Here is a 24,121-nt window from a genome sequence, read left to right on the forward strand (position 1 = left end):
ATTGTTAGCTTTAGTCTGACATAAAATACGGAAAAATCAAGAATTGTTAATCAAATAACCAGCCAGTACCGCCAGGGGCAAAGCGCCGATGCCGCGTGAAAATCCAGAAGCCGCACGTTTTTCAGCTATGCATGGCAGATCCTGTCCCGGTCTGATTGTACGGAAAGAAAAACAAGAAATACCCGGCTGAGGCGGATCAATGTCGGAAATTTAACAACGATGTAAACTGATATAGACGGGATGTAAACCGGTATATTCTTGTAAAGGCAGGATCTTTATAGTACAAATGAAATGGATCCATTAAGCATGGGCTTCTGCAAAAAGAATATTTGACTGATCCAATATATTATTGTCGTGAAATTATAAAAACCACCTTTTGAGAATGGAGAATACAGTATGAAAAATCGAAATAAGAAATGCTTTATAGTCCTGTTTATTCTTTCTATAATAGCCATTCTAATGGTAATCTACAAAATAAAAGAAAAACAAACCACAGAACTTATATTCGAAAACGCTGTGATCGACATACCAGAAGATACCCCTGATGCTGACCAGGCAGTCCATATATTGGAAAAAACACTTGTTAATCAAATGCCGGAATGCCGGATCACTAAACTTTATGTTGACGATCGCTCCCCATTGATCCAAACATATGAAAAAAAGGGAGAAGAAGTTCTCCTGCTCCAAATGGATTTTTATATCGTGGAGACCAACGGAGCAGATCCCCTTATCCCATATCAGCAATATGAAGGCTATACCTGGACATTTACCAGAAAGGATGCTACTAAACATACGATGCAGAGAACATAAAAAATTTTAGGGAATTTCTTCTTTCTCAGTTTGATCAATAGTACTGTTGAAACACCGATCCCTATAAATGAGATAAATGTAGATACTATCAATACCGTAACATAGAGGATCATCAGATTTGGATCATCAGATTTGGATCATAGCTGGTTTTATCCGTATTGTTTTGGTCTGGAACGTCATCAGGCGCAGTACATTCCGTGGGGATTGTCTCATCAATCAATGCATTAATGGGCACGCCATAAAATTTTGATAAAGCGACCAAATTTTCCAGATCGGGATTTCCCCGCTGATTCTCCCATTTAGATAAGGACTGGCGGGAAATATGCAGCGCCTGGGCAACCTCTTCTTGTGATATATTTTAGATCTGCGTATTTCTTTCAGATTATTTTTTAACATTTGTTCCTCACATAACTTCTTTAAAAGGAGCTGATTTCAATGTCCACCTGACATTATTATAATCATTTTCTATTCTATGTCTATACCCGTGGATATAAATGTTGGTCCGGTGGGAGTTATTCTTTAAATTTCAGGGAAGGAGTAACCACGTTGAAAAAAAAAGTTGTTTTTTGTCTGCTGCCTTTCATGCTCGCAGGATGCGCACACATTGATCCCGATTTAAATAATAAAGATCTGACAGGGTATCAAATAGATTATGACATCTCAAATGAAAGTGGACAGAATGTATATCATGTCAATGGTCAGGAATATCCCCTCTTACTGCGATTAACAGGCAGAAGTGCAAATGCAGCATATGACAGTTATTATATAGTATTAACAAGCAACACGGAGTTGTCATTTAAAGAAGTTGATGCAAAGTTCTGGGGAAGTCATCTGACTCCGACCGAGGATTTTGTGATCGTTGAGTATGGTTTAGTATACGAATGATTAATGATTTGGACAGAGGGAGCGTGTTCTCCCCCTCTGCCCCAGCATTACTCACTCTTCCGGGAGCCCTTCCATCTCCTCCCCAAGATAAAACACTTTAAAGAACAGCTCCAACGACTCAAACAGCTCCCGCTTCGTCTGTTGGAGCTGTTTGATCTTCAGCACGCTTCCGATCTCATCAAAGGCAAAATCATTCTCCTCGTGGTCTACCTTCAGTTCCAGATTGCCGTCCTCGTCAAACACAAGCATCAGGATGCCGCCCACATCCTCCGTATACAGAACACACATGATCTGGAGTTCTTCCTTGATGCTCTCCGGGAGCTGATCAAACTCTGGATTCAGATAAAATTTCTTTTCGTATGCACTTGCCGCACATAATACAAAATCTTCGTTCATATTGTTCCTTTCTGATAAAATATTCTGAATGCTCAACCCAAAGGGGTCAGACCCCTCCCAGGAGGGGTCTGACCCCTTTGGGTTGAGTCGTCTGACAATTCACTCAAACATATCCGTACACGCCCCGCACGGATACCTCCCCTGCGTTGATCTCTTCCTCTGTTCCGTCTTCCCGGCGCACGACCAGCTCTCCTGTGGGGGTGATCCCCAGGGCATGTGCCCGGTAGGTTTCTTTCTCTCCGATGACCTGCACATCTCTTCCGCGGTTTACCAGCATGGAGCTGTACTGCTCCATCAGCCCGGTGAGATCTTCGGTCTTCAGGAAGACTGCGTAATTCTCTTCCAGCCGCTCCATAATGGCTGCGATGATGGGAGCACGGCGCAGTGCCTGTCCGCACTCCATGCGGAGAGACACTGCCGTGCTGCGGATCTCTTCCGGGAATCCGGTCTGGTTCACATTGATCCCCACGCCTATTGTCACATAGTTGATATAATCAATCTGTGCGCTCATCTCCGTGAGGATGCCCGCCAGTTTTTTCCCGTTTATGATGATGTCATTGGGCCATTTGATCTGGATACGAGGAATCTCCGCACCGCCGCTGGGGTCCAGCTGCTCTTCCAGGCTCCTGCTGATCCCTTCCGCCACGCTGCATGCCATGACCAGGGTGAGCATGGACGCCCGGGTCGGCGCGATCTCCGGGCGGAGAAGGATCGACATATAGATGCTGCTCCCTGCAGGGGACTCCCAGGACCGCCCCCTGCGCCCTCTTCCGGCAGTCTGGCAGTCCGCCACAGCCAGTGTACCATGCGGCGCACCTTCATCTGCCGCCTGCCGGATCCGCAGGTTTGTGGAATCTGTCATATCATAATAGCAGACCTCCCGCCCCGCCCATTTTGTTCGGATCACACTGTCCAGTTCTTCCTTTGTCATCACATCCGGGCTGCCTGCCATATGATAACCTCTGTTGCGGACAGCCTCCACCTGATACCCTTCTTCCTGGAGCTGTCGGATAACCTTCCACACAGCGGTCCTGGATACGCCGAACCGCTCGCTTATCTGCTGCCCGGAGACATATCCGTCTGTCTCCCTGAGCATTCTCAATATCTCTGTCTTCATCTGAATTCTCCTCGCAACTGCTGTACACATCTAATTATACATAAAAATCCGCTTTTCACAACTTTTGTAAAAAGTAAAATTATTTATAAAATTTTTGAATGATTCTGCCCGGGAGTTTGACAGTTGAATAATAGAAAAATACCTTGCAGGCCGCATAAAACCTGCTTTTTTTGTGTCAATTTTTTAGTTTTTATATATGTTATTTTATGTTATTGTATGATATAATAAGGGATAAGGAGGGATCAGCTATGAATCTTCACATATCAAAATCAAAAAACGCAGAGTCATTTTATATCTGCAAATCTTTCGTAAAAGCAAATGGCAGTACTTCTTCTATGATTGTCCGCAAGCTGGGAACTTTAGAACAGCTTTTAGTCGAGCACGGCCCGACAAGAGATGATGTTCTTACTTGGGCAAAGAATGAAGTGAAAATAGAAACCGAAAAATATAAAAAGGAAAAAGAAGCCAAAACAGTGTTGATCCCCTTTCACGCAGACAGGCAGTTAGACTATGGCAAGCAGGTCTTTTACCGGGGCGGCTACCTTTTTCTCCAATCGATCTATTATCAGATGCAGATGAATAAGATCTGCCGGAAGTTAAAACAAAAATATAAGTTTAAATATGACATCAACGCAATCCTTTCCGATTTGATCTACGCAAGGATCCTGGAGCCTTGCAGCAAACGTGCTTCTTACAAGACCGCATTAGAGTTTTTAGAAAAACCATCCTACAAACTTCACGATGTATACCGTGCGCTGGATGTCCTCGGGGCTGAATGTGACCTGATCCAGGCGGAGGTCTATAAAAACAGCCATTTCATGGGTCAAAGGAATGATAAGATCCTTTATTACGACTGCACGAATTATTATTTTGAGATTGAACAGGAAGACGGCAGCAAGAAATATGGGAAGGGGAAGGAACACAGACCGAACCCGATCATCCAAATGGGACTTTTCATGGACGGGGATGGGATCCCCCTTGCGTTTTCTCTCTTCCCGGGAAATGCAAACGAGCAGACATCGCTGAAGCCACTGGAGAAGAAAGTGCTTAGTGATTTCGGATGCCAGAAATTCATTTATTGCAGCGATGCCGGGCTGGGTTCGGAATCCATCCGGGAATACAACCATATGGGGGAAAGGGCTTATATCGTAACCCAGTCGATCAAAAAGCTGAAGAAAGAAGAAAAAGAATGGGCGCTGAGCCCGCAGGGGTTTAAACGGGTCTCCGATGACGAGCCTGTCGATATCACGAAACTTCCGGAAGATGACAAAGGGCTTTATTACAAGGATGAACCATATACCACTAAGAAACTGCACCAACGCTTGATCATCACTTATTCTCCAAAGTATGCCCTGTATCAGAAATCCATCCGTGATACACAGGTGGAACGGGCACAAAAAATGCTGGATTCGGGAAAAGCGAAAAGGAACCGTAAGAATCCGAATGACCCGGCGCGTTTTATCGGAAAGAAGGCTGTTACAAAAGATGGGGAGGCTGCGGATATCAAACAGTATCTGGATGAGGATAAGATTGCGGAAGAGGCGCAGTATGATGGGCTCTATGCAGTATGCACGGATCTTTTGGATGATGAGGTCGGTGATATTTTAAAAGTAAGTGAGGGGAGGTGGCAGATCGAGGAATGCTTCCGGATCATGAAAACAGATTTTTCTGCAAGACCGATCTATTTACGGGAAGAGAACCGGATCAAGGCACATTTCCTGATCTGTTTCCTCGCATTAACCGTCTACCGTTATCTTGAGAAAAAACTGGATTCAAAATATACCTGTGAAGAATTGCTGGATACCCTAAAAGGAATGAATTTCGCCGGGATACAGGAGCAGGGATTCATCCCGCTGTATCGGCGGGAAAAGATTACTGATGACCTTCATGAAGCCTGCGGTTTCCGGACAGACTACCAATTCATAACTAAAAGTAAAATGAGAACAATCCAGAAAAAAGTAAGGGGAAGGAATAAATTACTATAGTTCGAAACAACGGAAAAAATCGCTGCACCCCAGTAAATACAAGGGATACAGCGATTTTTCTTTTACGAACTGTCAAAGACGGGATTGTACCACAAAACGTTTCTTTTTGTACCTGCGAATGGATTTCGTGTCTGACAGATCTGGCAGCCCTCTGACTTCACAGGATTCCTTACGAATGGCTCTCCTCCCACAGTTTCTCTGCCGTAGGTTTCCAGTTCTCTGCATATGGCTCGCACCGGTCGCAGAGGTCGTCCACGCTCTCCGGGTCCTGATAATCCGTGTTCACAGCGCCGGTCTCTTTCACCAGCTCCCTCAGGCGCTCCGGGTTCTCGAGCATCGGGCATGGCCTCAGATGATTTCCGTTGAACGGCTGATTGTCATGATATTCCTGGAAGATCGGGCTCCTCAGCGCATCGAGCAGGGACACGTCATGGATATTCACATTGGAATAATGGATGAACACGCAGGGCTCCACATCTCCTTTGGCATTGATGTGCAGGTATCTCCTGCCCCCGGCGATACAGCCGCCCACATACTCTCCGTCATTCTGGAAATCCATGCCGAAGATCGGCTTTGTCTCCCGGAAATGCCGGATCCTGTGGTACATCTCTTCCCTCTGCTCCGGCGTCGGGAGCAGGTCCGTCACAGCACCGTGCCCTACCGGCATGTAGTGGAAATACCACACGAACAACGCGCCGCTCTCGATCATCATGTCATAAAACGCCTCGCTGCTCACATCTTCAAAGTTCTGGCTCGTATAGCAGACCGAGATGCCGAACGGCAGCCTGTGCTCCTTCATCAGCTCCATGGCATGGCGCACTTTGTGGTACACGCCATCTCCCCGGCGCCCGTCGTTTGCCTTCTTGAATCCTTCCAGGCTGATCGCGGGGACAAAGTTCTTTACCCGCAGCATTTCCTGACAGAACTCCTCATCGATCAGCGTCCCGTTCGTAAATGCCAGGAACTCGCAGTCCGGATGCATCTCGCAGATCTTGAAGATATCCTTCCTGCGCACCGTTGGCTCCCCGCCGGTGTAGATATACATATAGGTTCCCAGCTCCTTGCCCTGGCGCACGATGGAGTCGATATCCTCCAGGCTCAAATTAAACTGATGCCCGTACTCCGCAGCCCAGCACCCCGTACAGTTCAGGTTGCACGCTGTGGTGGGATCCAGAAGGATCGCCCAGGGGATATTACAGTTGTATTTTTTCGAAAGTTCCTCCTGTGTCGCGCTGCCTTTCAGGCTGGCATTGGTGATGAAATTCTGGAAGAACGCCCTGCGCACGCCCGGATCCAGCTCATACAGCCTTAAGATCAGCTGATACCAGTTATTTTTCTCCGTGATCGCTTTCCTGATCGCGTTCCTCTGCCCGGTGTACCAGTCCTTCGGCATGAGCCGGTCCACAAAGCTCATCAGCTTCGGGATATTTTCTTCCGGATTTCCCTCCAGATATTTGAGCGCCTGATTTACGGTAAACTCCTGCATTGTCTCTCTGATCGTCTTTCCCATTTGTAATTCCGCCTTTCTTTTTCTTCTGTACTATATCTATGTTTATGCAGCCAGGATCTTCATGAATTCTTCCCCTGTGATCGTCTCCTTCTCATAGAGGTAGGCTGCAAGCTCATCCAGTTTTTCCCTGTTCTCCGCCAGAATCTGATCTGCTTTCTCATGCTGTCTCTTCACAAGTTCCACTACCTGGCGGTCGATCTCCGCCTGCGTCTCCGCAGAGCAGCTCAGGGAAGTATCCCCGCCCAGATACTGGTTCGTCACGGTCTCCATTGCCACCATATCAAAATCTTTACTCATGCCGTAGCGGGTGATCATCGCCCGCGCCAGCTTTGTGGCCTGCTCGATATCATTGGACGCTCCGGTGGATGCCGAGTGGAACACGAGCTCCTCCGCCGCCCTTCCGCCGGTCAGCGTTGCGATCTTGTTCTCCAGCTCTTCCTGGCTCATCAGATAATGATTGCCTTCCTTTCTTCTGTATCCTGTCTGTTTCCCGCGCTTTCTTCCGCACCGCCCCGGTGCTCAAGGGCGCTCAGCGCCGCGATCAGCGCCTGCTGTACGGAGAGTGTGGCAAAATCCATGGCAAACTCTGCGTACAGAAGCTCTGCCTCCTGCCGGTCCTCCCCCGGGCTGCTCGCCTCTGAGTGGACATCCCTGCTCAGCTCGCTGCCCATCAGTCCTTCTGTCCGTTTCCTGTAATCGAGCTGGGCTGTGCTCAGGCTCTTCACTGCCGGAGAACGGCAGGACCTCACCTTTTCTTCCAGGAGCATTGTATTTTCTTTATATTCATCCTCAGCTCTTTTCAGCGCCGAGCGGATCTTTTCCCTTCCGCCCTGCTCGCAGGCCCGGATCCTGCACTGCAGTTTCCCGTACTGCTCTTCCATCTCATATAATTTCACGGCAAATATACTGTCATCGATCTTCATGAAAAGACATCCTCCTTCCCGTGCTGTCATATCCTACATTTCTTATATAGCAAAATCCTCTCCTGACCGCGACTTTCAATTTTTCAAATGTGTATTTACAGATTTGGGATTTTGTAAAGATTTTTGACAGATCTGCGTTTTTGTAAAGACAGGAAACGGGAATTATAAGTGGTGAAAAGCTGATCTGTCAGCTATATTGAAACTGCGGGGAACATAAATCTCATCTTCCCCGGGAAAGCATACAGACAAAATTTCAATAATATAAAGAAGCGGTGACCTATGAGATGGTTTGATTCAGATTTTGATTACGTACAGGAGCTTATCGACACATGGAATAACAGAAGGAAACGGGTCAGGACAGCTTATTTTATCCTGGCGGCGCTGCTGGTCCTGGCAGGCATCCTGACCGCGGTATTCCCGGTCAGTATCTTCGCTGTGATCCAATATCTCACGGCAGCGGCTATGATCGTGATCGGCATTTACCACTTTATCGCCTACTCGTCCATGACCTATTATTTTAAAGACGGGATGCTGATCATGTCCGGGATCCTGAATATCCTGATCGGCGTCATGCTGTTCTTTATGCCGGTCGCGCTGACAGTACAGGTAGTCACATTTATGCTCGCCTTCCTGCTGATCTTCAGCGGAGCGCAGAAGATTTCCTTTGCATCCAGGCTGAAATACTTCCGGATCCCGCACACCGGGTCCCTGACTTTCAGCGGAGTGCTCAACATCATCCTCGCTGTGATCTTTCTGCTGCTGCCCTTTATGTCAGCTCTGGCGCTCAACTATATCCTGGCAGCCTATCTGATCATCACAGGCGCCGCGCTGTTCGTCGAGGCGCTGGGGATGCATAAACTGAGCATGTAACGCAGTCAGGACGCTGCCCTGCAAATATCGGGATAACAGAAAAGACGGAGCTGGCGAATAACATCAACCAGCTCCGTCTCGGAACAGATCATAATTATTTTAACTCAGGAGTTCTCCTGATCGATTTAAAGCGCGGAAGAAACGAAATTCATTCCGAAGAAATGTTCAGGTGTCTGCGACATGGACTGGGTCATGAAGAATACTTCCATCCTCCATTTCTGCGGCAGGTCCAAGCCCTGGCAGAAAGGATATATCCGCCGGTTCGGCATTTTGTATAAGCACTACGAGGCGATAACCGAGCGGATTGCAGAAGCCTGCAGGCGCAGTTAATCGCCGGGGAACATTTTCCCCATGATGATCCTCTCGATCTGCCGCAGCAGCTTCTCCTCGTTCAGCTGTCTGTCGTCTATATGCTGGAAAAGGACGCCCACCATGCCGCAGGCATAGAACCGCAGCATGACCTGCACATCCTCATAGCTGAGCCTCAGATCCGATATCTTGCCCTGCGCCACTTTTTCCAGATATATCTGCACCGCGTCCACCATCATGCCCTCGATCTGGAACCACTTCTTCGAGTCCACCAGCCTTTTCAGTTTCCTGTGGTGCAGTCTCACAAAGGACAGATACTCTTTGAGCGCCCCGATCCTGTCCTGGGACTCCAGGCTGCGCTGCACAAGGATCTGGGTCGAGCGCTTAAAGGTCCATTCCAAAACGTCCATAATATCATGGAAATGATAGTAAAACGTCTGCCTGGAAATCTGGCATTCCTCGATCAGCTGCGTCACAGTGATCTTGTCGATATCTTCCTTCTCGAGAAGTTCGGAAAAGGTGTCTGCAATCTGTGTCTTCATGTCTTCTCTCATATATTACTGCTCCATTTTAAGCCTGCTCCATCCCCAGGGTCGCCATCATGACCGCCTTGATCGTATGCATCCGATTCTCCGCCTCGTCAAACACTTTTGACTGCGCAGACTCGAACACTTCGTCCGTCACTTCCATATCTTCAATTCCGAAGCGCTCGCCCATCTCTTTCCCGATCTTTGTCTTCAGGTCATGGAACGCCGGCAGGCAGTGCAGGAAGATGGCGTCTTTGTTCGCGTTTGCCATCACGTCCTTTGTCACCTTATAGGGGGACAGCTCTTTGATCCTCTTCTCCCAGACTTCGTCCGGCTCGCCCATGGACACCCATACATCCGTGTAGATCACATCCGCGTTCTTTGTCCCCGCCTTTACGTCCGAAGTAAGCGTGATCGTCGCCCCGGACTCCTTTGCATATTCCTCACACTGAGCCACAAGCTCTGCATTCGGGAAATACTCCTCTGTGGTGCACGCAACGAAATGAAGCCCCAGCTTGGAGCACGCGATCATCAGGGAATTACCCATATTGTAACGGGCGTCTCCCATGTAGACCAGCTTCAGCCCTTTGAGCTTACCGAAATTCTCCCGGATCGTCAGCATGTCCGCCAGCATCTGTGTGGGATGGTACTCATTGGTCAGCCCGTTCCATACCGGCACCCCTGCATACTTTGCCAACTCCTCTACAATTTCCTGTCCGAAGCCGCGGTACTCGATGCCATCATACATCCTGCCCAGCACTCTCGCCGTGTCCTCGATGCTCTCCTTCTTTCCCATCTGGGAACCCGTCGGACCGAGGTAGGTGGTTCCCATCCCCATATCATGGGCCGCCACCTCAAAGGAGCAGCGGGTGCGGGTGCTGTCTTTTTCAAAGATCAGCGCTACATTCTTCCCGCGCCAGTGGTCCACCGGGACGCCCTGTTTCTTTTTCTCCTTCACATCCGCTGCAAGGTCGATCAGGTATGTGATCTCCTCCGGTGTAAAATCCTTCAGTGTCAGAAAGTTTCTTCCTTTTAAATCCATGATCCTATCCCTCTCTATCTTTATAAATTGATCTGTGAAATCCGGCAGCTCTGCCATTGTCTCAAAGTCTGCCAGACGTTCATAACGTTCCCTGACTTCCCGCCTCAGCTCATCCACGGTATAGATGCAGTATTTCGGCACGCGCATGATCTTTGCAGACGCCTCAAGCATCCCCATGTACAGCTCTTTGTCCGTGGCTGAGACCGGAAGCTTCAGCACAATGGCAAGGGCTCGCTTCTCCATCCCGGTCAGGTCCCTCATCCTGCGCTCATACCAGCTCTCCGTATGTTCCTGGTCAATGTAGTAAATGATCCCTTCCAGCCCGTACAGCATCCGCTTCGCGTCATAATACCCGATCTTCAGGTTCTGCCGGCTGCGTTCCCGGTCAAACTCAATAATGCTCCCCAGCCTGACCCGGGGACCGATCTGGTATATCTCTCCGTCCTCAGGCAGCTTCACTCCCGGCTCCCGCCCCGGTCCGTAGATGCGGATCTCGATCAGGTCTGTATACCCTCTCTCAGCAAGGACATCCGCAGGCACATTGTCGACAAAACCGCCGTCAATATACCGCCTGCCGTCCTCCATGGGTTCATTCCTGAACCCGGGCAGGTAAGCGCTCGCCAGCAGGAAATCCTCGAGCTTCCCTTCCGGGATATCGGAGATGCTCAGCTTCAGTTCCTTAAAGTCCGTCAGGGAAAATGTAACGATACAGAATTCTTTCCCGCAGCTCCGGATCCTGTCCTCATCCACGTTTTCGCGGATCAGCCTGCGGAGCGGCCCCACGTCCACGCCCCCTTCCCGCAGGATCCGCCTCAGCTCGCTCAGGATATCTCCCAGCTTCTGCTCTCCCTGGAAAAACTGCCTCATCCATTCGTCATCCACTGACATCACGCGGGAGAACTCCATCTCGCTCCAGATCTTCTCCGCCTTCTCCAGATCGTCCATGCAGATCAGCGCACCGTTCAGCGCCCCTACAGAAGTCCCTGCCACTGCGGCGATCTTCACCCCGGCCTCCTTAAGCGCCTTCCACGCGCCGATCTGGTAAGCGCCCCTGGCGCCTCCGCCGTCCAGGACAAGCCCGTATTCTTTTGTCAGGTCAAGTAATGGTCTCATATCGTTCCCGCCTGCTCTGAGAATATTTGTCAGTATACATCTTTATGCATAAAAATTCAAGTATTTTGCATAAATTTACATTTCATTAAGTATCAGTTAAGCCATCAGGCTGCGCGGGAGAGGAAATCATGCTCGCATGATTTTTCGAGCGGGCAGTCCAATGAGCTGAGGCCCGTTTATGAAGAAAACAGCGGCGGCCGCCGCAGTAAGCACAGCGCGCATCACCAGAGAATTATACCACTTCCGGGCACGGACAGACAAGAAGCCGTTCTGTCAGCTTCTCTCTGTTATTTATAAACATCTCTGTCACCTGATAGCTCTCAGTCTCTTCATATCTGCACGGGCGGACTTCTCCTTCATCAAAAGAAAGGATTTCCGCCCCCGGGATCCCCAGCAGGATCGGCGAGTGCGTCGCGATGATAAACTGCGATCCCGCTTCCGCCATCTTTGCGATCCGGATAAACAATGTCAGCTGACGCTGCGGGGACAGCGCTGCCTCAGGCTCATCCATCAGATAAATCCCCCTGCCGGAAAACGACTGGAAGAACGCCAGGAAACTCTCTCCGTGAGACTGACGATGGAGCGTTCTTCCCCCGTACATCACGGGCGCTGATGAAAGATCCCTGTAATCCTCTGCTTTGGTCGCTACGTTAAAAAAGCTTTCCGCCCGGAAGAAATAACTGCTCTCCGGCCGCAGAAATCCTTTCGTGATCTTTACTGCCTTCCCCAGTTCCGAGACATCATCATATGTACTGAACCGGTAATTGAGCGTCCCGCCCTCCGGATTAAATCCATACGCCACTGCTGCCGCCTCCAGCAGAGTGGATTTCCCGGTTCCGTTTTCTCCTACAAAAAAGGTAATGTTTTTTGTAAGATCCAGCTCCGTCAGGTTCGCGACCGCCGGGATCTTCCTCAGATAAGAATACTCCCCGATCTCAGACCATTCAATCCGTAAATTCCGGATAAAAAGATTAAAAAGTCCACTCATTGCGCCTCCTGTATCCGCTTATGGATCCGTATCTAATATATTTTTTCTATGTCTCCCGTGATCCCGTACCGCTCCCGGAATTCCTCCAGATCAGCGGAACTGCGGATCAGCATGACCTCTTCAAATCTACCGTCCGAAAGATCCTTAAATCCTGCCACCTGTTCTCCTGTGCAGATACTGCAGCGGATGGCCGGGACATGGACATTGGGGTCGTAATACATTGAAATTGAGGATTTCTTTTTTCTGTGGAACATTGCGAACCTCCTGTGTGGGGAAATACTATTTTACCATTACATCTGCTTCCTGACCACTGCATACTCATCCCCGTTCCGATAATACGGGCACTGATAATACCGGTCTGACATGATCCGCACATAATCGTCTTCATCCATATTCATATCGCACAGATATGCCCCATACTCCTCATCATATACATAGAAAGCGCACGACTCACAGCTTCCTCTCTCTTTTCGTTTCATCGCTTACTGCCTCCTCTGCCTGCCAGCCTCAAACATAAGTACCGCCGCAGCCACCGCGGCATTCAGTGATTCCGCCCGTCCCTGCATGGGGATGCGCACCCGGCAGTCCGCACACTCTGCCACCTCATCCCTCAGGCCGTTCCCTTCATTTCCTATAAGAAATGCGGTCCCGCGGGAATAGTCTTCCCGGTCATAGGCATTCTTCCCTTCCAGGTGGGCGGCAAACACACGGATCCCCTCCGCTTTCAGTTCGCCGATCGCACCCGGCAGGTCGTCAACATACAGGAACGGCAGCCGGAACACTGCCCCCATGGTAGAGCGGATCACCTTCGGATTATAGATATCCACGCAGTCCCGGCTCAAAAGGATGCCTGTCGCCCCCGCTGCTTCCGCGGTCCGGAAGATCGTGCCCAGATTGCCCGGATCCTGGAGCTGGTCAAGGACGATCACAAGAGGATCCCCCTGCTGCCTGCCTGTGATATCCTCAAGTCCGTATTCTCTTCTTTTCACGACCGCCAGGATCCCCTGGGGAGTCTTTGTATCCGATACATGGGCGAATACATGGTCCGCCAGGATCTCTGTCCTGCATATTCCCCCCAGCTTATGTGCTTCTTCTTTATGTTTCTCCGCGTAACTCTCCGACAGATAGATCCTGCCGATCCGTTCCTTCCAGGCAGGATCCCCGGTAAGCTCTCCCGCCATGCGCGGCCCCTCTACGATAAAAACGCCCGCCTCTTCCCGGGCGCGGCTCTTCTTCATCATCCTGATCAGTTCTTTTACCTGTGCGTTTGCTGTACTTGTGATCATCCTGTTTTTCCTTTCTTATCACAGCCTGCGGCTGTGTCATCTTTCTCTCAGCCAGCTATATTCTATCATGGCGCCGGTATTTCCTCAATGCGGTTTTCCGAATAGCGCGGCTGAACTGTTACTTTCTCACAGAAATACCGCCGCTGATTTAGGCAATTTGCGATAATGAAAATCCTTCCATATAATGGTAAAATATAAGATAGGCGTAAAATGCCTGTCGGTGAACTTTCGGTACCTGTCGGAAGTTCACATAAAAAACAAGGAGGAGAAAGAATGAAAAAGACAAAATGGCGCAGGCTTATGTCTGCAGCAGCCAGCGCTTTTATGCTGACCTCTATGCTGCCGATGTACGCATCAGCCGCAGATCCGGACGGCAGTTCCGCCCCAACGGAGGACAACCTTCCGGTATCGGTCGAGTATCAGAAAGTAACTGATACGCTCACAGACGGAGGAACCTTTACGATCGTTTCCTCAGATTCCAGTGATAAGGATCTCAGGATCGTGCACCTCACAAACGGGACCACAAAACTGGACCGCTGCAGGGTCAATACTGCGGGGGACACACTGACCCCCACGGACTGTGAGATGTCTCAATATGCAGGCACCCACGCCCATGCATGGACGATCTCTGCTGTTGCTGACGGCTATACGGTCAAAAGCGAGACCGCGAACGGCGGATACATAAACATCAACGCCGGTTCCGCTCAGGCCGGCACTGAGGCACAGACACTCCGGATCGAGGAAACTGCAGAAGACGGTCTCTACACTATCAGCAGAACGATCGGTGACACAACTTATTATCTCGCATATACTTCCAGCGGATGGAGCGCGGGCACAGAGGCCTATCCGGTATATCTCTATGAGGAGACAGAAGTACAGGCGGAGATCCTGCCAAACGGCAGCACTGCCACCGGCACGACACAGGATCAGCCCTTTGCCGCCGGCACTGGCGGGAGCGCGAATTTCCGTATCCCGTCGCTGATCACCCTTGACGACGGCAGCCTTCTGGCTGCGATCGATGCACGCTGGAACCACGCAGGCGATGCGTGCGCCCTTGACACCATCCTCAGCAAATCGGAAGACGGCGGGAAAACATGGACATACAGCTTCCCGAATTATTTCAATGACAGCACAGACGCAAAGCACTCCTATGCTACTGCTTTCATTGACCCGGCTATGATCCAGGGAAATGACGGCACCATCTATCTGCTGGCGGACCTCTTCCCCGGCGGCGTGGCCCTGAACACTGCTCCGAAAGCGCCGCTTGCAAAAAGCGGATATGAAGAGATCGGCGGCGAGTACCGCCTGGTACTGTACGCTTCGCCTCTTCCCGAAAATCAGGCTGCCTATACTCACTATGTAGGCGATTTTGGCGCTGACGGATTTGCCCCTGTCATTGACACAGAAGACAGCGGCACAGATTACTATGTAGACCAGTGGTATTACCTCTACAATGCCAACAAAGAAAAGATTTACTGCGCGCAGCTGGGCAGCAGCAAATATGTACAGCAGAATGTATTTTACTACAACGCAGACCTGCATGTAACGGCAGCCACCTACCTGTGGCTCGTCACTTCCACTGACGGCGGAGAGACCTGGTCTGCACCGTCCATCCTCAATGAGCAGGTGCGCACAGGAGATTCCAGTGATACTGCGAAATTCTACGGCGTCGGCCCCGGCCGCGGACTCGCGATGTCTACGGGAAGGATCGTCTTCCCCTGCTATACCTTCTATAATGCGGACGGCAACAGCAGCGTCATCTATTCCGATGACAACGGAAAGACCTGGGAGAGAGGCGAAGGCCTCTCATGGCAGACATCAGAGGCAACTGTAGTAGAGGCAGACGGCAGGCTTTACATGTTCGCCCGCCACGGCGGCTATGCCGTATCCACAGACGGCGGGGAAACCTGGTCGGAGCGCCAGAATACACCCGGCGCAAATATCCACACCGGATGCCAGATCAATGCGATCGTATACTCCAAGCTGATCGACGGCAAAACAGCCATCCTGCTCTCCTGCCCGACCGGAGGCAGCCGTGCCAACGGCAAAATTTATACAGGCCTGGTCCAGGAGAACGGCAGCATCAACTGGGAATATGATTACTCCGTAACTGCGAATGGCGGCTATTACGCTTACTCCTGCCTGACCGAACTGGCGGACGGTTCTGTCGGACTGCTGTATGAAAATGCAGGCTCATCCGCACTGTATAAGAACATCCCTATCGCTGACATCGCTTCCGGCGCGTCTGTCGGAAATGAGAGGGTCTTAAATGTACCTCTGTACGGCGAATACAGCATGACTGTTTATGAAGATTTTGCAGGATATGACGAGATTGACGCAGATATCCTCGACATCTCAGTTACGGACAACGGAAACGGCAGCTATACCGTGATCTTCACAGGTAAAAAAGAAGGTACTGTCTCCTTTACAGAGACAAACTCGGGAATCGAGTACACAGTCACTGTGGCGCCCGGGGAACTGGTTAATGTCTCCTTAGAGGCCGGTCAGTCCCAGTCCTTCATCCTGACAGATGACACGGTCGGACAGGAAGCGGATCCGGATATCGCAGAAGCAGAGATCACTTCCGCACTCTATTCCGACATCCTGGGAGACTGCCCCGGAAGCCTTGGAACTGACAGCAGTTATACAGGAGAGGTCGTTGGCCTTGAAAACGCTCTGTATACTTTCACCGGCAGCGACGGGAACTGGGTAATCTCCAATACGGACAGCAAGGGAACCCAGGTTTATCTGAACCTCAACGGCAGCAGCGGAAAATACCCCGGCGGGACAAGCTCCACAGCCTTTGGATTAATAGCCGGAAGCCGGGAAGGTACATTTAAGCTGCGCGATACTTCCACCGGAAGGCACCTGCACTTCTACCGAGACGGTCAGAATATCTTTGACCGCTGCGGAAACAGCTGCGGCACAGCTGACGAAATGGAGATCTTCCGTCCGGCAGCCGACGGCGAAACCTCAGGCAGCGCGATCCCGGGCTACGTCCAGGTGACTGATGCGTCTGAGATCACAGACGGCGGGAAGTATCTGATCACAGCAAAGGTGGATGATACTTACTATGCGCTCTATCCGTCCACCAGCACAGGCAGCGCTTATGCCCATGTCATCAAGATCGAGCCGGACAAGGAATGTATCCAGCTTGCCATCACAGGCGTTGCGCCCGGCACGACGGATTTCATGGCCGGAGGCGTTGTTTACCGGATCACGGTAAGCGGATATCTGGCTCCTGTATTTACCTGGGCTGAAGATTATACTTCCGCCACAGCTACATTTAACCATACTGACGGCAGCTCTCAGACTGTTAACTGTACAGTGAGCAGCCGGACAGAGATTGAAGCCGGCTGCACTTCTGACGGAAAGATGATCTATACCGCCAGCGTGGAATTCAACGGGAAGACCTATACGGATACCAGAGAAGCCGTGATCCCGTCCAGCGGGCATTCCTACGGAGAACCTGTATTCCAGTGGTCCGAAGATCACTCCGCCTGCACTGCATCTGTCACCTGCTCTGAGTGCGGTGACAGCAAGGCTTATGAGTGCGAAGTGACCAGTGAGACGACGGAAGCCACTGCCACAACAGACGGCGCCACAGTTTACACAGCCACAGTAACGATCGGCGAAACTGCCTACAGCGATACATTCACTGTAACAATCCCGGCCACAGGCACTGATAAGCCTTCCGGTGATACAGATAAGCCCTCCGGCGATACGGATAAGCCCTCTGGCGATAGCGATAAGCCTGCCGGCGGCAATGACAAACCGGCTGCAGGCGGCGGTGCCGATAAGCCCTCCGGCGGCAATGGATCCGGCAGTTCAGATACGCCGAAGACAGGAGATTCCTTTGGCTCTGCCTTCGCATATCTCCTGGCGCTCGCAGCCTGCGGAGCAGTGATCATCAGGATGAGAAGACACCGCGCCTAAACTGAAAACAGGATCTGCATAAGCTCAATTCAAAGAGCCAGCCTCTCCGGCATCTGCCGGAGAGACTGGCCCTTTACAGTAATACAGATAATCCTGTTTCAGCTTTTCCATTCTGTCTTCATATTCATCTTTCTATCTGTAATCTGTATCTTCTAAAAGCTATCTCCTTTCCCGCCTTTGATCGCCCGCAGATTACTCCTCCCATAGAGCACCAGCGATACCAGCATCATGACTACGCATACTCCGATCAGCACTCTGGATACCCCCATCGGGATATTGTACCAGAACACATGCAGGATCATCATCGCGTAAAGCAGCCACGTCGTTACCTTGCCGTGCCAGTCCGCTCCAAACACCTTTCCCGTCTTATGTATGACCAACAGCCCGGTAATCCCCATGAATGTCTCCTTCACCACCATCAGCGCCAGCGGCAGGATCATGAGCGGGAATCGGGTGAGCAGGCAGAAGAGCATCGCCGCCTGGGTCAGCTTATCCGCCACCGGGTCCAGCATCTTCCCCAGGTCGCTTGTCATGTGGAAATGCCTTGCCACAAAGCCGTCCACGGTATCCGTTATGCCTGAAAGTATGAGGGTGATCCCTGCCCACAGGTAGTTTTCCTCCACACAGTACAGCCACATGATGACCGGGATCAGGCAGAGCCTGAAAAAGGACAGGATATTCGGGATCGTCAGGATCTTGTTCTGTGAGCTCTGTGTATCTTTTGATCTTTCATTCGAACTGGATTTCATCTGTCTCCTCCTGATCTTATCTTATGCAGGACAGAATCCGGCATACGCCTGTCCGTACCGCGGCACGGCATACGCCTGCCGGATCTGTCACGTAAAAAATCGTCCATACCCTAAAGAGTATAGACGATTTTTCACGTTTCCACAACCGTGCGGAAAAATTATTTTATAAGCAGAAAGATCATTTAAACATTCATCTCATTGTGCAGCAGCTTATGCTCTTTCCCTTTCAGGATCCCCGCATACACTTCCGTGATGATCGGGTTCTCATTGGACAGCTTGATCTGCGCCATATTATCGATCTTATAGATCCCTTCCAGTCTTGCCTTCTTCGTCCTCGGCCCGATCGGCACCGGCTGTCCGCCGCCCGCGATACAGCCTCTCTTGCACGCCATGACTTCCACGAAATCATAGTGCGCTTCCCCTGCCTTCATCTTCTCCAGCAGGTCCTCCGCGCAGTGGAGTCCGTTGACGACCGCGATCTTCACCTCGCGCCCGTTCAGGTTGACTTTTGCCTCCTTGATGCCGTCCACGCCGCGGATGCCGGAGAAACTGATCTCCTCCAGATCTTCTGTGCGGCTGCTGTTTACAAGACGTCTCAGGACTGCCTCTGTCACTCCTCCGGTCACTCCGAAGATCGCGCCTGCGCCGGACGCCAGTCCGAACGGCATATCCAGCGCCTCCGGCTGTACCTGCGCCAGGTCGATGCCCGCCTCCTGGATCATGCGGGTGATCTCAGTCGTCGTGAGCACATAGTCTACATTCTGCTCGCCATCCGTATAATGCTCAGGCCTTGTGATCTCTGCCTTCTTCGCTGTACACGGCATGATGGAGACCACCATCGTCTTCTTCGGCTCTTTTCCCTCTGCCCTGTCCTTCTCCGCGTTCATCCGCGCCTCTTCTTTCAGGAGCGCGCCGAACATCTCCTGGGGTGAACGGCAGGTGGAGATATTTTTGCGGAACTCGGGGTAACGGTTCTCACAGAATTTCACCCACGCCGGACAGCAGGACGTAAAGAGCGGGAGATTCTCCCCTGATCCCAGGCGTTCTACCAACTCCTTTGACTCTTCCATTACCGTCAGATCCGCACCGAAATTCGTATCGTAAACTTCATCGAATCCGATCCTTCTCAGCGCTGCCACAAGACGTCCCAGCGTATTCTCGCCTTTCTTGATCCCGAACTTGTCTCCCACCGCGACACGCACCGCCGGGGCGATCTGCGCCACGACGCGGATATTTTTGTCAGCAAGGGCTGCCCATACGGGCTCCACATTCTGCTTAATGCTGATCGCGCCTGTGGGACATACGGCGCGGCACTGCCCGCATCCCACACAGTCCGTCTGCGCCAGGTCTTTATTGAACGCGGGCGTCACCTGCATCTTGGAACCGCGGAACGCGAAATCCAGGATCCCCAGTCCCTGGATCTCCTCGCAGGTCCTCACACAGTCGCCGCAGAGGATACATTTATTCGGATCCCGGATGACACATTCTGACGAAGTATCCAGCGGGAGCTGTTTTTTATTATTCTCAAAACGCACCTTAGTGATACCCAGCTGGCGGGACAGCTTCTGGAGTGTACAGACGCCGTTCTTCGCGCAGGTCGTACAGTCGCGGCAGTGGGCCGCCAGAAGGAGCTCGATGATCATCTTCCTGTGATGCTGGAGCCTCGGTGTATTCGTATAGATCACCATCCCGTCCCTCGGGACTTCCGAGCAGGATGCGAAGACTCTGCCCCTGTCATCCTCTACTACGCACATGCGGCATGCGCCGTAGGTTGACAATTCTGAATGATAGCAGAATGTAGGGAGGTCGATGCCGGATTTTCGGATCACGGAAAGCACGTTTCTCTCGTTCGTAAATGTCACTCTTCTGTTGTTTATCGTCATATAACTCATGCTCGTCTCCTCCTACCATTCCACATGTATCGCGCCAAACGCGCAGGCACTCTCGCAGGCGCCGCACTTGATGCATCTCTTCGGGTCGATCTCGAACGGCTCTTTGATCTTGCCGCTGATGGCGTCCGCCGGACAGTTTCTCGCACACTTGGAGCATCCCTTGCACCGCTCCGGGCTGATGACATACCGCTTCAGCGCCGAACATGTATGGGACTCGCATCTCTTATCCACCACATGCGCCACATACTCGTCGCGGAAGAGCCTTAAGGTACTCATGACCGGCAGGGCCGCGCTCTTGCCGAGCCCGCAGAGTGCAGTCTCTGTGATCGTCCGTGCCAGATCTTCCAGGAGATCCAGGTCTTCCAGTTCCCCGTTCCCTGCGACGATGCGCTCCAGGATCTCAAGCATCCGCTTCGTTCCCTCGCGGCAGGGCACGCACTTCCCGCAGCTCTCATTCTGGGTAAAGTTCATAAAGAACCTGGCTACTTCCACCATACATGTATTATTGTCCATGACCACAAGTCCGCCGGACCCGATCATCGCGCCCATCTTTTTCAGGGAATCGAAATCCAGACTCACATTCAGGTGCTCGTCCGTCAGGCAGCCGCCGGAAGGCCCGCCGATCTGCACAGCCTTGAACGCGGCATCACCCTTAATGCCGCCTCCGATATCAAAGATAACCTCTTTCAGCGTGGTCCCCATGGGCACTTCGATCAGCCCGGTATGCTTCACGCTTCCCGTCAGGGCGAATGCCTTTGTACCCGGGCTGTTCTCTGGCCCGATGCTCTTGAACCAGTCCGCTCCTTCCAGGATGATCATCGGCACATTAGCAAATGTCTCTACGTTATTTAATACGGTCGGTTTCCCGAACAGCCCCTGTTCCACTGTCCTGGGCGGCTTCACGCGCGGCATTCCGCGGTTTCCTTCGATGGACGCGGTCAGCGCGCTTCCCTCGCCGCAGACGAATGCCCCGGCGCCCCGGTTGATGTGCAGACGGAACGAAAAATCCGTCCCCAGGATATTGTCCCCGAGGAGGCCGCATTCCTCAGCCTGGGCGATCGCCAGCTTCAGACGGCTGACTGCCAACGGGTACTCCGCGCGCACGTAGATATAGCCTTCCTTCGCGCCTACCGCGTAAGCCGCGATCATCATACCCTCGATCATCTTGTGGGGATCGCCCTCCATGATGCTCCGGTCCATAAATGCTCCCGGGTCGCCCTCGTCGCCGTTGCAGACTACATAGCGCTCCTTCTCCTGCTGCCGCGCCACCTGGGACCACTTGTACCCGGTCGGGAACCCGCCGCCCCCGCGCCCGCGCAGGTTGGAGTCTGATACTTCTTTGATCACGTCCTCAGGCTTCATCTCAAAGAGCGCCTTCTCCAGTGCTCTGTACCCGCCTGTGGATATGTATTCCTGGATGTGCTCTGCATCGATATGCCCGCAGTTCCGCAGCACGTTCCGGGTCTGTTTTTTATAGAAGGGGATTTCCTCCTGTTTCCGGTATTCGATGCCGTCCTGCTTAAAGAGCAGGTGGTGGATCACATCCCCCTTCTCAATGGTCCTGTGGAAGATTTCATCGCAGTCCTCTGGTTTTACCTTTGTATACAGGATACCCTGGGGCTCGATCCGCATCAGCGGTCCCATCTCGCAGAACCCGTGGCATCCGCTCTTCTTCACTCCGATCTCACCGTCCCCATGCGCGATCTCCGGCCCAAAATGTACTTCCACATCCGGGTGTTCTTTCACCAGTTCGCACATACGCTCATAAATCTGCCCGGAGCCTCCCGCCAGGCAGCCTGTCCCGGCGCAGATGAGGATCCTGCACCTGCTGTTCTCGATCTGTGCTCTTGAAGCCCCGCGCACCTGTTCGAGAGCTTCTCTGTTCTCTATTCTGTCCATACGCTCTAAACTCCTCTCAACTCTCGGATCAAATCAGCCGCTGCATCCGGGGTCATCGCCGGATATACTTTGTCATTTACCGTCATGACCGGGGCAAGTCCGCACGCGCCAAGGCAGGACACCGTCTCCAGCGTAAACAGCATATCGTCTGTGGTCGCCTTCTCCGGGGAGAGCCCCAGCTCGCTGCGCAGCCTCTCAAGGATAGGGATGGACTTGCGCACATGACAGGCCGTGCCGTCGCACACCTTGATCACAAATCTGCCCTTCGGCTCAAAAGAAAAATTCTCATAAAATGTCGCCACGCTGTATGCCTTCGCTTCAGTGATGCCGAGCTTCCCTGCCACGTAGTTGAGAAGCTCCGGCGGAAGGTAGCGGTATTCCGTCTGGATGTCCTGGATGATCGGGATCAGGGAAGCCTGGTCCGAGCCGTGCTCCGCGATGATCTCATCCGTCTTGTCGTAGTAGCTCTGATCTAACATGGGATACCTCCTTTAGTCTCTTTGTGTAATATCGATAAAAAATTATCAATCAGTATTTATTATATGGCAGTTTTGACGGTTAGGCAATAGAAAAAGGATGATGTTCTGACTTTAATACACAAATGCGAAAGTCAGAACATCATCCTTTTTTAATAAATTTTATACTAAATATTAGTAGTTTTGTTCCATCGGAAATCCCATCCGCTTCTGCGAACTCCTCTTAAACTATCTGCATATATTAAACCAAACCCGGCGGCTCTTTTCCAACGCCTTCCGGGACACATTTATTTATAGAAAGGTCTGATCCATATGAGTATAAAAGGACTTGATGTCAGCGAATTTCAGGGGACTGTCGACTGGGAGCGGGTCAAAGCCGCGGGATACCAGTTCGCCATGCTCCGCGCGGGGTATGGCTTCGGCACCGTGGATAAACAGTTTCACAGAAATGCATCCGAATGCAACCGTATCGGTCTCCCCATCGGTGTGTACTGGTTCTGCTACGCAGTCAGCCCGCAGACCGCCGTACAGGAGGCTGACGGCTGCCTGGATACTATATCCGGCTACCGGCTGGACTACCCGGTCTGCTACGATATCGAGCAGGCGTCCGTGGCCTACGCGGCAGGCGAAGGTGTGACCATAAATGCACCGCTCGCGAAACAGATCGTGACAAGTTTCTGCAACCGCGTGGAAGAAAAAGGCTATTACGCCATGTTCTATACAAACCGCAATTTCCTCGACACCTACCTGGGCAGCTCCCTCCCGGAGCGCTACGCCTTCTGGTACGCCCGCTACGCGGACAGTTTTGACGGGACGAACTGCGGCATCTGGCAGTACACAAGCCAGGGCAGCATTCCCGGCATATCAGGCGATGTGGACCTGGATATCGGATATGTCGATTATCCTGCCGCGATCAAAGCCGCAGGGCTGAACCACCTGGACGGCAGTTCACCCGCGCCTTCGCCGTCCCCGTCTCCATCGCCGGATTATATCACCTATGTGATCCAGCCCGGGGATACCTTAAGCGGCATTGCCCAGCGTTATGGCACTACGGTAAGCGCCCTCTCCTCTCTGAACGGGATTTCCAACCCGGATCTCATCTATGCCGGGAACACGATCCGCGTCCCGGAAAACGGAGGATCCGGCAGCTCCGGCGCACAGTATTACACCATCCAGCCTGGGGATACCTTAAGCGGCATCGCCGCAAGATTCGGCACCACGGTCAGCGCTCTGTCCGCGTTAAACGGAATCTCTGACCCGGACCTCATCTATGCGGGAAATACGATCCGTGTAAGGTAATGCCATGTAAAAGAAAGCACTTTAATATGGAAACAAACGATCTGCTTTCAGAGTCAGCTGTTTTACAGGGGCGCCGCAGTTTATTCTTTTATAAACCTTTTTTTAACTG

At 51.7% G+C, this 24,121-nt stretch carries 21 protein-coding genes and 1 pseudogene; 6 read left to right on the forward strand and 16 right to left on the reverse strand.

Translation table 11 applies throughout. From position 1 onward, the window contains the following. Window positions 1-396: 396 nt before the first annotated feature. Window positions 397-810 (forward strand): hypothetical protein, encoded by a 414-nt coding sequence (locus B5G27_RS07115; RefSeq protein ID WP_087178239.1) that lies wholly within the window; start codon window positions 397-399, stop codon window positions 808-810. Between the two features lie 112 nt (window positions 811-922). Here B5G27_RS07115 and B5G27_RS17050 read toward each other — a convergent pair whose 3' ends face one another. Next, the gene (locus B5G27_RS17050) at window positions 923-1,165 is read right to left on the reverse strand and encodes a helix-turn-helix domain-containing protein (RefSeq protein WP_087178240.1); all 243 of its coding nucleotides are present in this window, start codon (window positions 1,163-1,165) and stop codon (window positions 923-925) included. 191 nt (window positions 1,166-1,356) lie between these two features. On the opposite strand from B5G27_RS17050, the gene B5G27_RS07125 reads away from it, so the two are divergent. Further along, window positions 1,357-1,695 carry a hypothetical protein gene (locus B5G27_RS07125; protein ID WP_087178241.1) on the forward strand — a complete coding sequence of 113 codons (339 nt, stop codon included), beginning with the start codon at window positions 1,357-1,359 and terminating at the stop codon, window positions 1,693-1,695. A gap of 51 nt (window positions 1,696-1,746) precedes the next feature. Here B5G27_RS07125 and B5G27_RS07130 read toward each other — a convergent pair whose 3' ends face one another. Further along, window positions 1,747-2,091, reverse strand: coding sequence for a DUF6145 family protein (locus tag B5G27_RS07130; protein WP_087178471.1), 345 nt, complete (start codon window positions 2,089-2,091; stop codon window positions 1,747-1,749). Between the two features lie 103 nt (window positions 2,092-2,194). Beyond that, window positions 2,195-3,208 carry a biotin--[acetyl-CoA-carboxylase] ligase gene (locus B5G27_RS07135; protein ID WP_087178242.1) on the reverse strand — a complete coding sequence of 338 codons (1,014 nt, stop codon included), beginning with the start codon at window positions 3,206-3,208 and terminating at the stop codon, window positions 2,195-2,197. A 248-nt stretch (window positions 3,209-3,456) separates the two neighbouring features. Between B5G27_RS07135 and B5G27_RS07140 the strand changes: the two genes are divergently transcribed. Next, window positions 3,457-5,193 (forward strand): IS1634 family transposase, encoded by a 1,737-nt coding sequence (locus B5G27_RS07140; protein ID WP_087178243.1) that lies wholly within the window; start codon window positions 3,457-3,459, stop codon window positions 5,191-5,193. 169 nt (window positions 5,194-5,362) lie between these two features. Here the strand turns inward: B5G27_RS07140 and B5G27_RS07145 are convergent, their stop codons facing one another. The 3 genes and pseudogenes from B5G27_RS07145 to B5G27_RS07155 form a co-directional block, all read right to left on the reverse strand. Further along, on the reverse strand, window positions 5,363-6,703 hold the full coding sequence (locus tag B5G27_RS07145) for a radical SAM protein (protein ID WP_087178244.1): 1,341 nt from the start codon (window positions 6,701-6,703) through the stop codon (window positions 5,363-5,365). A 42-nt stretch (window positions 6,704-6,745) separates the two neighbouring features. Then, window positions 6,746-7,171: pseudogene (locus B5G27_RS07150) on the reverse strand (ATP-dependent zinc metalloprotease FtsH); the annotation flags it as partial. Beyond that, window positions 7,150-7,626 carry a hypothetical protein gene (locus tag B5G27_RS07155; RefSeq protein WP_087178245.1) on the reverse strand — a complete coding sequence of 159 codons (477 nt, stop codon included), beginning with the start codon at window positions 7,624-7,626 and terminating at the stop codon, window positions 7,150-7,152. The gene B5G27_RS07155 and the pseudogene B5G27_RS07150, both read right to left, overlap by 22 nt. A 279-nt stretch (window positions 7,627-7,905) precedes the next feature. Between B5G27_RS07155 and B5G27_RS07160 the strand changes: the two genes are divergently transcribed. After that, entirely contained in the window at window positions 7,906-8,496 is a 591-nt protein-coding gene (locus tag B5G27_RS07160; RefSeq protein WP_087178246.1) for an HdeD family acid-resistance protein, read from the forward strand. 326 nt (window positions 8,497-8,822) lie between these two features. Here B5G27_RS07160 and B5G27_RS07165 read toward each other — a convergent pair whose 3' ends face one another. From B5G27_RS07165 to B5G27_RS07190, 6 genes are all read right to left on the reverse strand, one after another. Beyond that, complete coding sequence (locus tag B5G27_RS07165) at window positions 8,823-9,359, reverse strand: TetR family transcriptional regulator (protein WP_087178247.1); 537 nt, start codon at window positions 9,357-9,359, stop codon at window positions 8,823-8,825. A gap of 16 nt (window positions 9,360-9,375) precedes the next feature. Then, window positions 9,376-11,487, reverse strand: a complete 2,112-nt coding sequence (gene argF / locus B5G27_RS16875; RefSeq protein ID WP_087178248.1) for an ornithine carbamoyltransferase — start codon at window positions 11,485-11,487, stop codon at window positions 9,376-9,378. Window positions 11,488-11,719: 232 nt separating this feature from the next. Continuing rightward, window positions 11,720-12,475, reverse strand: coding sequence for an AAA family ATPase (locus B5G27_RS07175; RefSeq protein ID WP_087178249.1), 756 nt, complete (start codon window positions 12,473-12,475; stop codon window positions 11,720-11,722). Window positions 12,476-12,507: 32 nt separating this feature from the next. Next, window positions 12,508-12,696 carry an aspartate dehydrogenase gene (locus B5G27_RS07180; RefSeq protein WP_087178472.1) on the reverse strand — a complete coding sequence of 63 codons (189 nt, stop codon included), beginning with the start codon at window positions 12,694-12,696 and terminating at the stop codon, window positions 12,508-12,510. A gap of 69 nt (window positions 12,697-12,765) precedes the next feature. Continuing rightward, window positions 12,766-12,954: a DUF6472 family protein gene (locus B5G27_RS07185; protein WP_087178250.1), complete on the reverse strand. Its 189-nt coding sequence runs from the start codon at window positions 12,952-12,954 to the stop codon at window positions 12,766-12,768. A gap of 3 nt (window positions 12,955-12,957) precedes the next feature. Next, window positions 12,958-13,761, reverse strand: coding sequence for a TrmH family RNA methyltransferase (locus B5G27_RS07190; protein WP_087178251.1), 804 nt, complete (start codon window positions 13,759-13,761; stop codon window positions 12,958-12,960). A gap of 273 nt (window positions 13,762-14,034) precedes the next feature. On the opposite strand from B5G27_RS07190, the gene B5G27_RS07195 reads away from it, so the two are divergent. Beyond that, a complete protein-coding gene (locus tag B5G27_RS07195) occupies window positions 14,035-17,697 on the forward strand; it encodes a sialidase family protein (RefSeq protein WP_162611212.1) in 3,663 nt (1,220 codons plus the stop codon). A 152-nt stretch (window positions 17,698-17,849) separates the two neighbouring features. Here the strand turns inward: B5G27_RS07195 and B5G27_RS07200 are convergent, their stop codons facing one another. From B5G27_RS07200 to B5G27_RS07215, 4 genes are all read right to left on the reverse strand, one after another. Next, window positions 17,850-18,446: a CDP-alcohol phosphatidyltransferase family protein gene (locus tag B5G27_RS07200; RefSeq protein WP_087178253.1), complete on the reverse strand. Its 597-nt coding sequence runs from the start codon at window positions 18,444-18,446 to the stop codon at window positions 17,850-17,852. A gap of 182 nt (window positions 18,447-18,628) precedes the next feature. Continuing rightward, window positions 18,629-20,338: a [FeFe] hydrogenase, group A gene (locus tag B5G27_RS07205; protein WP_087178254.1), complete on the reverse strand. Its 1,710-nt coding sequence runs from the start codon at window positions 20,336-20,338 to the stop codon at window positions 18,629-18,631. Between the two features lie 12 nt (window positions 20,339-20,350). After that, entirely contained in the window at window positions 20,351-22,237 is a 1,887-nt protein-coding gene (nuoF, locus tag B5G27_RS07210) for an NADH-quinone oxidoreductase subunit NuoF (RefSeq protein WP_087178255.1), read from the reverse strand. A 5-nt stretch (window positions 22,238-22,242) separates the two neighbouring features. Continuing rightward, window positions 22,243-22,716: a complex I 24 kDa subunit family protein gene (locus B5G27_RS07215; protein WP_087178256.1), complete on the reverse strand. Its 474-nt coding sequence runs from the start codon at window positions 22,714-22,716 to the stop codon at window positions 22,243-22,245. 309 nt (window positions 22,717-23,025) lie between these two features. Here B5G27_RS07215 and B5G27_RS07220 point away from each other — a divergent pair, with 309 nt between their 5' ends. Beyond that, window positions 23,026-24,012 carry a LysM peptidoglycan-binding domain-containing protein gene (locus B5G27_RS07220; protein WP_087178257.1) on the forward strand — a complete coding sequence of 329 codons (987 nt, stop codon included), beginning with the start codon at window positions 23,026-23,028 and terminating at the stop codon, window positions 24,010-24,012. Window positions 24,013-24,121 lie beyond the last annotated feature (109 nt).

This window comes from Lachnoclostridium sp. An76 (genome assembly GCF_002161355.1).
Classification (GTDB): Bacteria; Bacillota; Clostridia; order Lachnospirales; family Lachnospiraceae; genus Mediterraneibacter; species Mediterraneibacter caccavium.